This window comes from Novosphingobium sp., from assembly GCF_036803765.1.
GTDB lineage: Bacteria > Pseudomonadota > Alphaproteobacteria > Sphingomonadales > Sphingomonadaceae > Novosphingobium.
This window is the reverse complement of the sequence record NZ_DAIRTS010000035.1, coordinates 19,736-30,240: the sequence shown is the minus strand read 5'-3', so window position 1 is coordinate 30,240 and position 10,505 is coordinate 19,736. Positions and strand designations below refer to the sequence as shown.

The following is a 10,505-nucleotide window of genomic DNA, read 5'->3' as shown; positions in this document are numbered from 1 at the left end:
GTGCGCCCCGGGGATTTTTCCCCCACAGACATGGATTACCCAACCGATGCTCGACCGTCCTTTCGATCCCGCCACCCGCGTCGTGTCCCGCCGCGACGCCCCCGCCACGATCGAAGCCGAATGCGATATCTGCGTGGTCGGATCGGGTGCGTCGGGTGCCTCCGCCGCGATCGAGGCGGCCCGCGCCGGTAACCGGGTCATCCTCGTCGATGGCCTGCCCTCGCTCGGCGGCCAGGCCGTCAACTCGATCATCGGGATGTTCTGCGGCCTCTATACCCCGGGGCTCGACGGGCGCCAGCTGACGCACGGCATCGCCGACGAGATCATCCACGACCTCACCGCCGAGGGCAACGCCCACATCATCCAAGGCGGGGTGATGAAGGTGGTGATGTACAACGAGGTCGCGCTCGGCCGCTGGGTCGAGAAGGCGGTCATCGCCGCCGGTGTCCGCCCGCTGACCGGCGCGATCATCCGCAAGGTCCACGTCGAGGGCCGGCGCATCGCCGCGCTCGACGTCGCGACCCGCCACGGCGACGTGCGCATCCGGGCACAGGGCTTCATCGATGCCTCGGGCGATGCCGCGCTCACCTGGCAGGCCGGGTTCGATTGCCGCGTGCAGGCCGAAGGCCAGATCTACGGCTCGCAGATGCTCATCGTCGAGGGCATCGACGACGCGCACAAGCCCGATTGGGATACCATGGCACGCCGCATCGCCGAGCGCGGCGAACACTATGGCATGATGCGCCGCGACGGCTTTGCCGCGACCTTCCCCGGCACCGACGTCGCGATGGTCAACATGACGCACATCGAGACGCCGCTCGATCCCTTCGACGCGGCCGAAAAGCAGATCGACGGCAAGGAACAGGCCGATCGCACGCTGGTGTTCCTCCGCGCGGAATTTCCCGAGGCCTTCGGCAAGGCCAAGGTCCGCGCCTATGGCCTGCCGGGCGTGCGCCAGACGCGCTGGATCGTCGGCACGCATCACCTTACCACCGACGAGGTCCGCGCCGCGACCAAGTTCGACGATGCCATCGCCCGCTGTTCCTGGCCGCTCGAGCAGCATCACAACCGCGAGGGCTACGTCTGGGAGACCTTCCGGCCCGAGCATGTCCACACCGTGCCGCTGCGCTCGCTGACGGTGGCCGGCGCCGACAACCTCGTCGCCGTGGGGCGCTGCATCGATGCAGACTCCACCGCGCTGTCCTCGGTGCGGGTGATGGGGCCGTGCATCGCCATGGGCGCCGCCGCCGCGCATGCGCTGACGATCGCCGGCTCGGGTTCGGTGCATCAGGTCGACATGCGCTTGCTCCAATCGAAAATTGCCGCAAATCTCGAAGGATAAGGCCGCACCGATCGGATGCAGCCAGCCGGGAAAGGATCCCTTGATGGGAAAGGCCAGCAGGACCATCGACGTCGCCCGCGTGATTGACGCGCGTCGTCTCGGTCCGTTCAATTATCGCCTGATCGCGCTGTCGTGGCTCATCACGGTGTTCGACGGCTTCGACATGATGATGATCAGCTTCACCGCGCCCTACATGCGCGACGAACTGGGCCTGTCGAAGCCGATGCTGGGCAACGTCTTCTCGGCCGGGCTGCTGGGCATGATGATCGGCGGGTTCGCGCTGGCCTGGCTGGGTGACCGGCGCGGCCGGCGCCAGACCATCGCGTTCGCCGCGGTCGCGTTCGGCGTGCTGACCGCCGCCACGGCGCTCGCCCGGTCCTATGAAGCGCTGCTCGTGCTGCGCTTTCTCGACGGCTTCGCGATCGGCGGGATGCTGCCCTTGGCCTGGGCGCTGAACATCGAATACGTGCCGGCCCGCCTGCGCTCCACGGTCGTGACCGTCATCATGATGGGCTACAGCCTCGGTACCGCGCTGGCCGGGCCGGTCACCGTTTGGCTGGCACCCCGCTTCGGCTGGGAAGGCGTCTTCCTGGCAGGCGGCGCGGCGACGCTGGTGATCGCTGCTGCGCTGTTCGTGTGGCTGCCCGAGTCCGTCCGCTTCCTCGTGGCACGTAATCGCGACCCCGCCCGCGTCGCCCAGACCTTGAACCGCATCGACCCGGGGCTGGACGCGCAGGCACACGACCACTTCGTGCTTGGCGACGAAAAGGCGGAGACCGGGGGCAACTTCCGGGTCGGCCAGCTCTTTGCCGGGCGGCTGCGCTGGATCACCCCGCTGCTGTGGCTGGGCTATATCGCCAGCACGCTGGCGGTCTATTTCAAGGCCAACTGGGGTCCGATCGTCTACGAGGATCTCCACTTCACCCGCGACGTCGCGGCTTATGTCTCGTCGTTCTCGGGCATGATGGGCGCGGTGCTGGGCCTCTTGCTGATGCGCTTCACCGACCGTGTCGGGGCGATGGCAGTGGCCTTCTTCCCCGCGCTTGCAGCTCCCGTGCTGCTGCTCATCGGCCTCGTGCCGCTCAGCCCCTCGGCGTTCCTGGTGCTGTCAGTGGTCTCGACCAGCCTCGTCGGCGGTGCCCACTTCGGCATCCTGTCGATCGCGGGCATCTACTATCCCACCGCGATCCGCGCCAATGGTTCGGGCTGGGCCACCTCGGTCGCCAAGATCGGCGGCATCGCCGGGCCGATCCTCGGCGGTCTCGTGCTCGCCTCGGGCCTGCCGGTCGTCACCAGCTTCGCGATCCTTGCGATCTGCCCAATCGTGCTGGCGATCTGTGCGGTCGGCATCGCGATCGCCATCGGCCGCGAGCGCCACTCCCCCGCCCCCTCTCCTGCGGCGGCGCCCGCTGCCGAACCTGCCATCTCCCCCGTCTCCTGAAAGGCTCCCCCCATGACCGCACCCACCCCGACACCCGCCAAGCCGTTGCGCAGTATCGCCGCCAACTCGCATGTCCGCCGCGCCCACTGGCGTGCGCTGGGCCTCACCGAGGAGGACATGCTCAAGCCCAAGATCGCGGTGGTGAATTCGTCGTCGGAACTCGCGATCTGCTTCGCTCACCTCGACGGCGTGGCCAAGGTGGTGAAGGAAGCCATCCGCGCGGCCGGCGGCGTTCCGTTCGAGGTGCGTACCACAGCGCCTTCTGACTTCATCACCGGTGCCGGACGCCAGGGCAGCTACATCCTCGCCGCGCGTGACCTCGTAACCAACGACATCGAGGCGCAGGTCGAGGCCGCCATGCTCGACGGCATGGTCTGCCTGACCAGCTGCGACAAGACCCCGCCGGGCCACCTCATGGCCGCGATGCGGCTGAACATCCCGACGCTGCTGGTCATCGGCGGGTACCAGGCCTCGGGCATGGTCGACGGCGATCATGTCGATATCGAGGACCTGTTCTCGGGCGGCGTCGGTGCAAGCCTCGGCAAGCCGGGCAAGCACGCGATGGAAGACGTGACGCGCAACGCCATCCGCGGCCCCGGCGTCTGTGCCGGCATGGCAACCGCCAACACCATGCACTGCGTGGTCGAGGCGCTCGGCATGTGCGTCGCTGGCTCGGCGCCGGTGCGCGCCAACAGCGACAAGATGTTCGCCGATGCGCGCGCCGCAGGGGACCGGATCGTCGAGATGGTCCACGAGGACCTGACCCCGCGCCGCATCATGACGCCCGGCGCCTTCCGCAATGCCGCCGCGATGGTGCTGGCGGTCTCGGGTTCGATCAACGCGATCAAGCACCTCCAGGCCACGGCCGTCGAAGGCGGCGTCGATGCCGATCTCTTTGCCATCTGGGACGAGATGGGCCGCAAGGTGCCGACACTGGCCGCCGTGCGTCCCAACGGCCCGGTGCGGATCGAGGGCTTCGAGGATGCCGGCGGCGCCCGTGCGATGCTCAAGCAGCTGGAGCCTGTGCTCGATCGCGATGTCCTTGTCGCCTCGGGGCGGACCATGGGCGAAGACCTGGCCGACGCCGCGGTCGTCGACGCCGAGATCATCCGCCCGCTGGGCAATCCGGTGTCCGAAGGCCCCTCCATCGCGATCCTCAAGGGCTCGCTCGCGCCCGAAAGCGCGGTGGTCAAGCTCGGCATCCGCGACGGCACGCGCCCAGAGGAATTCACCGGCACCGCGCGGGTATTCGAGAACACCGCCAGCGCGATGAAGGCGATCGCAGACGGCGAATTGCGCAAAGGTGACGTGCTCGTGCTGCGTGGCCAGGGTCTCAAGGGCGGGCCGGCCATGGGTGGCGGCGCCTCGATCGTGCTGTTCGCCATCGATGCCGCAGGCCTTGCCAAGGACGTGGCGTTCATCACCGACGGCCAGCTTTCGGGCCTATGCCTCAAGGGCCTGACCATCGCCGAAGTGGCCCCCGAAGCTGCCGTGGGAGGCCCGATCGCCCGGGTGCGCGACGGCGACCGCATCGAGATCGACGTGGCGCAGCGGCGCATGGACCTGGTGGTTCCCGCCGAGGAACTGGCGCAGCGCCCTGCCCCCGGCAATGCCTTCCCCGTCCCCGCCGATGGCTGGCTCGGCGTCTATCGCCGCGACGTCCAGCCGATGGCGACCGGGGCGGTGCTACTCGACCTTGCCGCGACCGAACGGGGCTGACCGGTGCCGCATTCATCGCCCGCGTTGACGCTCGACGAGCCTGCTTCGGTAGCAGACTATACAAATGCGCAGGGCTCGGGCATCATCGCGGCGATGGACGACACGGATGGCCGGATCGACGGCAAGGCGCGGACACGGGACCGCACCGATCACAAGCGCGGACCCAAGGCGGCGCCACCCAAGGCACCTTCGACGGGCCGCGGCAGCCGCCGCCGCGAGGAAATCGCCCTGCCCGGCGGCTTCGCGCTGGACGAGTCCGAACGCCACCTGATGCGCTATCGCCGCGCGAGCGGCGACAGCACCGATGATGGCCTGTTCCGCGTCACCCGCGCGATCGTCGTCGCCGGACGCCTGTGGCGCAAGGTCGCCAACGACCGCATCAAGTCGCTCGACCAGACCATGGCACGCTGGGAAACGCTGTTCCATGTCGCCTATTCCGACGCCGCGCTGAGCCAGGGCGAACTGGCCCGGCTCATCAGCGTCGAAGGGCCGACGATGGTGCGCATGCTCGACACGCTGGCGCGCGACGGGCTGATCGAGCGCGAGCAGAGCACCGAGGACCGGCGCGTGACGCTCAACCGCATCACCCCGGCCGGGCAGGCGGCGATCGAGGCGATCATGGCAATCACCAACGAGTTGCGCGCCGATGTCCTGTCGGGAATCGAGCCGGAGAAACTGGCAGTCACCGTCGAGGTGCTCACGCACATCCTGCGCCGGCTCGACGCCATGCGCTGAGCCTTGCCGAAGTGCCGCGTCACAGGCGGGGCATGACCAAAATAGATAGCTTGCTACGAGAGGATGAGATCGAGATGGTGACCCTCACCAGCCAGGAAAAGGCGATGCTCGACGGCGAACAGGGCGCAGCGGTGGCCAGGGCCATGGCGCTGCTGGTCCGGTATGCCGACGCGCTGGGTGCCGAGAACTTCGTCGAGACCAACAACGTCGCGGGCGTGCCCGGCTCCGCCTCCCCATGGATCAAGGAGTATTACGCGGCCGAAGGCGGCGATTATCGCGCGGTTTTCTCGCGTTTCGACCTCGATTCCGACGATGTCGTCGACGTGCCGCGGATGAACGCCTTCTCGTGCCATCTCCAGGGCGGGATGGACCCGGAACTGTGGCGCGAACAGGGCATGACCGAGGCCGCCAACGCCAATTTCCGCTACGACGAGCAACAGGTGGCCGAGCACGGCATCCAGTTGCTCAAGACCTGCACGCCCTACATCGCCGGCAACGTCCCGGTCATGGGCGAGCATTGCGCATGGATGGAGTCGAGCGCGGTCGTGTTCTGCAACTCGGTGATCGGCGGGCGCACCAACTGCGAGGGCCGCGAGTCCACCAGCGCCGCCATGCTCGCCAAGCGCATCCCCAACTGGGGCTTCCATCGCGACGAGTTCCGCCGAGGCCAGCACGCCATCGATGTCCAGGTGCCGGTGGAGGATGTCTTCGACTGGGGACTGCTCGGCTATTTCACCGGGGCTGCGGTGGAAGACACCATCCCCGTGCTGTCGGGCGGGATCGCCAAGGCCTCGCTGACCCGGCACAAGCATTTCGGTGCGGCGGCCGCCTCGTCGGGCGGGGTGGAGATGTATCACATGGTCGGCATCACCCCCGAGGCCCGCGACCTCGAGATGGCGTTCGGCGGGCCTGCGCGCGGCGAGCGCTTCGTCTACGACGCAGCGGCAAGGCGCCGGACGTGGGAGACGCTCAACAGCGTGGGACAGAGCACTGCGGTCGATTTCGTGATGCTGGGCTGCCCGCATTATTCGATCGAGCAGATCGCCGAAGTCGCCCACATGATCGAGGGGCGCCGCGTGCACGCCAATAGCGCGCTGTGGATCTTCACCAGCCGCGCGGTCAAGACCATGGCCGACGCCGGCGGGCACACCGCAACGCTCAACGCCGCCGGCGCGCGGCTGATGACCGATACCTGCTCGGCGATCAGCCAGGCGATCCCGCCCGGCACGCGCGTCGCTGCATTCGACAGCGCCAAGCAGACGCATTACCTGCCCGCGATGATGGGCATCGAAGGCTGGTTCGGCACAACCGCCGAATGCATCGACGCGGCCTGCAGCGGCGTCTGGCGGGGAGACCTGGCATGAGCACTGCACCGCAAACCGCGCGCGAGCCCGACTATGTCATTCATGGCCGCTGCGTCGTGCCCGGCGTGATCGAGGGCGAAGCGCTCGTCACCCGGCACACCATCTCCGGCTGGGGCGGCGTCAATCCGATGAAGGGCACGGTGATCGAAAGCCGGCACGAACTCAACGGCACCAGCTTTGCCGGCAAGATCCTCGTCTTTCCCGGCGCCAAGGGATCGTCGGGCTGGTCCTCGATCTTTCACATGACCCGGCTGGCCGGCACGGCACCGCTGGCGCTGCTGTTCAACGTCACCACCACCAAGGCCGCCCTCGGCGCCGTCGTGCTGCGCGTCCCGTCGATGACCGACTTCGACCGCGACCCGCTGACCCTCGCCCGGAACGGGGACTGGCTGCGCGTCGATGCCACCCGCGGCCGCGTCGAGGGCTGGCGCGCGGGCTGACCCCGGTCGATCTTTGCTTCGGGTTCAAAAGTGGTTGGCCCGGCGCGGGGGTACCGATGCCCCGGCGCCGGGCCTACATTCGGTGCAACCGCAGGGGCTTCCCGGCGGACGGACCCGGAACAGGATACAGGACCATGGCGATCAAGCACCTTCTCGATGGCGCGCTGGGCTTCGGCGCAGCGCCGCTCGGCAACATGTTTCGCGACATTCCAGAAGACGAGGCGCTCGCCACCGTCGAGGCGGCCTGGGACGACGGCATCCGCTACTTTGACAATGCCCCGTTCTATGGTGCCGGCCTGGCGGAGCTGCGCATGGGCCAGGCCCTCGCGGGCAAGCCGCGCGAAGACTATGTCATCAGCACCAAGGTCGGCCGCATCGTCCTCGACGAAGTGGACGATGCCGCGCGCGACAATGGCGAGAAGGGCGAGGTCTTCAAGCACGGCCGGCCCAACAAGGTTATCGACGACTACTCCGAAGACGGCACGCTGCGCTCGATCGAGGGCAGCCTCGAGCGGCTCGGCACCAGCCGCATCGACATGGTCTTCGTCCACGACGTGGCCCAGGACTTCTACGGCGACGAGTGGCTGGCAAAGTTCGAACAGGCACGCCGCGGCGCCTTCCGCGCGCTCGACCGCCTGCGCGACGAGGGGGTGATCCGGGGCTGGGGCCTCGGTGTCAATCGCGTCGAAGCCATCGAACTGCTGCTCGACCTCGATGGCCCGCGCCCCGATGTCTCGCTGCTTGCGGGCCGCTACACCCTGCTCGATCACGACCGCGCGCTGCAGCGGCTGATGCCCAAGGCACTCGAGCGCGACCTCGGCATCGTCGTCGGCGGCCCCTACAGCTCGGGCGCGCTGGTGGGCGGTCCGAACTTCGAATATGCGCCGGCCAAGCCCGAGATTCTCGCAAAGGTCGCGGCGATCAAGGCGCTGGCCGACCGCCACGGCATCTCGGTCAAGGCGGCGGGGCTGCAGTTCGCCCTCGCCCATCCGGCGGTCGTCGCGGTCATCCCCGGCGCGAGCCGTCCCTCGCGCATCGCCGAGGACGGGGCCGCATTGCGCGAAGTCATCCCCGCCGCCTTCTGGCATGACCTGCGCGCACAGGGGCTGGTCCACCCCGATGCCCCGCTGCCGATCAGCGACTGAGTGTCGCTGGCCGCTTGACGTCGTGCACGACCTGCCCGATTGGACCCGATGACATCGGGTTTCGGGAGGCATCGAGAGGTCCATGCGGCGAGGCTGGTCGCTTACCCTGCAGCAGCGCATCAAGGGTGATCGCGCGACGCCGCTCTACATGCAGCTGGCCCATGCCTTGATCCACGAGATCGAGCGCGGCCGGCTGCAGCCGGGGTCGGCCCTGCCCAGCAGCCGCGAGCTGGCAAGCGAGCTGGGCTTCAACCGCAAGACCGTGGTCACCGCCTACGAAGAACTTATCGCGCAAGGCTGGCTGGAGGCCGCCGGGCGGCGCGGCACGGCCGTCGCGACCAGCCTGCCCCGCAGCCGGCCCGAGGCCGTCGAGCTCTCCCCGCCGATCGGCCGGCGCCCGATCTACCGTTTCGCCGCCCCGCCCGATCGCCCCATCGCCGTGCCGCCGGGCCGTGTCATCAAGCTGGATGAAGGAAGCCCGGACGGCAGCCTTTTCCCGCCCGAAGTGCTGGCGCGCGCCTTCCGTACCGCTGCGCTTTACGCGGCGCGGCGCCAGCAACTGGGCTACCGCAATCCCTGCGGCAGCGACGCGCTGCGCGCCAGCCTGGCCACGATGCTGCGCGAGGAACGCGGGCTGGTGGTCGACGCGGAGAACATCTGCGTCACCCGCGGCAGCCAGATGGGCATCGCCATGGCGGCACGCCTGCTGGCCCGCCCCGGCGCCGTCTCATTGGCCGAGGCGCTGACGTACGAGCCTGCCGTCGCGGCCTTCCAGGCGGCCGGCACGCCGGTGCTGCCGGTCCCGCTCGACGACGACGGCATCGATGTCGAGGCGGTCGAGCGGGCCTGCCGCCAGAACAAGGTCTGCGCGGTTTTTCTGACGCCGCACCATCAGTTCCCCTCGACGGTGTCGCTGGCGCCCGAACGGCGGCTGCGGCTGGTCGAATTGGCCCGCCAGTTCGGCTTTGCGATCATCGAGGACGACTACGACCACGAGTTCCGTTTCGGTTCGCAACCGCTGCTGCCGATGGCGGCCTATGCGCCCGACGTTGTGATCTACGTCGGCTCGCTGTCCAAACTGCTGCTGCCCGCACTGCGCGTCGGCTACATCGTCGCGCCCGCGCCGGTGGTTGCTGCGGCCGCGCACCAGGTCTCGATCGGCGACGGCATGGGCAACAGCCTGACCGAGGATGCCGTCGCGATGCTTTTCGAGGAAGGCGAAGTGCGCCGCCACGCGCGCAAGGCGACGCCGATCTATGGCGCCCGGCGCGACGCCCTGGCGGTCGCCGTGGAGCAGGACCTTGGCGCGATGGTCAGCGCGCGACTTCCCGCCGGCGGGCTCGCGATGTGGCTCGAGTTTCGCGACCTCGAGGCCCTGGCCCGGATCGAGGCAGGCGCCCCGGCGCAAGGTATTACCTTCGCCCCGTCCGCTTCCTATCGCCTGGCCCCCGACGCGCCACATGGCCTGCGCCTGGGCTTCGCCAGCCACCCGGCCGACAAGATCGTCCAGGCCGTGCGCACGCTCGGCGCATTGGGGCGGGGCCAGGCCTGAGGCCAGCTCGCCCGCTGGTCCCCCGATGATTGCGCAACTGGCACTTTAAACGGGCCAGCCACGCCGCATGATGGTGTCCATGGATTTCCCTTCCGGCACCCGGGCTGACCTTGCCCAACTCATCGCGGACTTTCCCCTTGCCTGGCTCGTCAACCATGGCGCGGACGGCTTTCACGCGACGCCCCTGCCCCTCGTCGCCGAGACGGATGCCGAGGGCGCGGTTGTCGCGCTGATCGGCCATTGCTCGCGCCGCAATGCCCAGGTCGCCGCCCTGCAGGTGGACCCGCGCGCGCACATCCTGTTCATGGGGCCACAGGGCTATGTCTCGCCCGCCCTCGTCGCCAAGCCGCACTGGGCGCCGACCTGGAACTTCGCCGTCGCGATCTTTGCGGTCGAGGTGACCTTCGACGACCCCGGCACTCTCCCGGCCGTGCGCGTGCTGACCGATCATGTCGAGGCGGGCATGACGAGACCGTGGCAGGTTGAGCAGGCGGGCGAACGCCTGCCCCAGCTAATGTCGCGCATCATCGGCTTTCGCGCCTCGGTCACCGCGAGCGACGCGCGTTTCAAGCTCGGGCAGGAAGAGGACCTGCCTGAATTGCTGGACATTCTTGCCGGGCATCGCGATGCGACCCTGGTGAAGTGGATGCGCCGGCTCAATGGCGACCGCCTCGACGAACAGATGGCGGCGCACGGGGAAAACGTCACAGGATAGTCCGCCGGGGCGATCCGATTAGAATAGTGTCGATAAACATTCAGGGGAAAAA

9 protein-coding genes are annotated in these 10,505 nt (G+C 68.5%); all 9 read left to right on the top strand.

The genetic code is table 11. The features are described from left to right. Positions 1 to 46 precede the first annotated feature (46 nt). The 9 genes from V7Q48_RS16795 (at position 47) to V7Q48_RS16755 (ending at position 10,453) form a co-directional block, all read left to right on the top strand. On the top strand, positions 47 to 1,342 hold the full coding sequence (locus V7Q48_RS16795; protein WP_333839990.1) for an FAD-dependent oxidoreductase: 1,296 nt from the start codon (positions 47 to 49) through the stop codon (positions 1,340 to 1,342). Between the two features lie 43 nt (positions 1,343 to 1,385). Further along, positions 1,386 to 2,783 (top strand): MFS transporter, encoded by a 1,398-nt coding sequence (locus tag V7Q48_RS16790; protein WP_333839988.1) that lies wholly within the window; start codon positions 1,386 to 1,388, stop codon positions 2,781 to 2,783. A gap of 12 nt (positions 2,784 to 2,795) precedes the next feature. After that, entirely contained in the window at positions 2,796 to 4,502 is a 1,707-nt protein-coding gene (locus tag V7Q48_RS16785; protein ID WP_333839986.1) for a dihydroxy-acid dehydratase, read from the top strand. A 3-nt stretch (positions 4,503 to 4,505) separates the two neighbouring features. Beyond that, a complete protein-coding gene (locus V7Q48_RS16780; RefSeq protein ID WP_333839984.1) occupies positions 4,506 to 5,237 on the top strand; it encodes a MarR family winged helix-turn-helix transcriptional regulator in 732 nt (243 codons plus the stop codon). Positions 5,238 to 5,269: 32 nt separating this feature from the next. Then, positions 5,270 to 6,601 carry an aconitase X catalytic domain-containing protein gene (locus V7Q48_RS16775; RefSeq protein ID WP_333839982.1) on the top strand — a complete coding sequence of 444 codons (1,332 nt, stop codon included), beginning with the start codon at positions 5,270 to 5,272 and terminating at the stop codon, positions 6,599 to 6,601. After that, positions 6,598 to 7,041: an aconitase X swivel domain-containing protein gene (locus V7Q48_RS16770; protein WP_333839980.1), complete on the top strand. Its 444-nt coding sequence runs from the start codon at positions 6,598 to 6,600 to the stop codon at positions 7,039 to 7,041. Before V7Q48_RS16775 ends, V7Q48_RS16770 begins: the two co-directional genes overlap by 4 nt. Before the next feature lie 134 nt (positions 7,042 to 7,175). After that, complete coding sequence (locus tag V7Q48_RS16765; protein WP_333839978.1) at positions 7,176 to 8,186, top strand: aldo/keto reductase; 1,011 nt, start codon at positions 7,176 to 7,178, stop codon at positions 8,184 to 8,186. An 82-nt stretch (positions 8,187 to 8,268) separates the two neighbouring features. Beyond that, entirely contained in the window at positions 8,269 to 9,738 is a 1,470-nt protein-coding gene (pdxR, locus tag V7Q48_RS16760; RefSeq protein WP_333839976.1) for a MocR-like pyridoxine biosynthesis transcription factor PdxR, read from the top strand. A gap of 79 nt (positions 9,739 to 9,817) precedes the next feature. Beyond that, entirely contained in the window at positions 9,818 to 10,453 is a 636-nt protein-coding gene (locus V7Q48_RS16755) for an FMN-binding negative transcriptional regulator (RefSeq protein WP_333839974.1), read from the top strand. The last annotated feature ends 52 nt before the right edge of the window (positions 10,454 to 10,505 follow it).

Bases quoted from the DNA above. Each gene is read 5' to 3' on its own strand.
- V7Q48_RS16775 (WP_333839982.1), top strand. From the start codon at position 5,270: ATGACCAAAATAGATAGCTTGCTACGAGAGGATGAGATCGAGATGGTG.
- V7Q48_RS16785 (WP_333839986.1), top strand. From the start codon at position 2,796: ATGACCGCACCCACCCCGACACCCGCCAAGCCGTTGCGCAGTATCGCC.
- V7Q48_RS16755 (WP_333839974.1), top strand. From the start codon at position 9,818: ATGGATTTCCCTTCCGGCACCCGGGCTGACCTTGCCCAACTCATCGCG.
- V7Q48_RS16795 (WP_333839990.1), top strand. From the start codon at position 47: ATGCTCGACCGTCCTTTCGATCCCGCCACCCGCGTCGTGTCCCGCCGC.
- V7Q48_RS16765 (WP_333839978.1), top strand. From the start codon at position 7,176: ATGGCGATCAAGCACCTTCTCGATGGCGCGCTGGGCTTCGGCGCAGCG.
- V7Q48_RS16790 (WP_333839988.1), top strand. From the start codon at position 1,386: ATGGGAAAGGCCAGCAGGACCATCGACGTCGCCCGCGTGATTGACGCG.
- pdxR (WP_333839976.1), top strand. From the start codon at position 8,269: ATGCGGCGAGGCTGGTCGCTTACCCTGCAGCAGCGCATCAAGGGTGAT.
- V7Q48_RS16770 (WP_333839980.1), top strand. From the start codon at position 6,598: ATGAGCACTGCACCGCAAACCGCGCGCGAGCCCGACTATGTCATTCAT.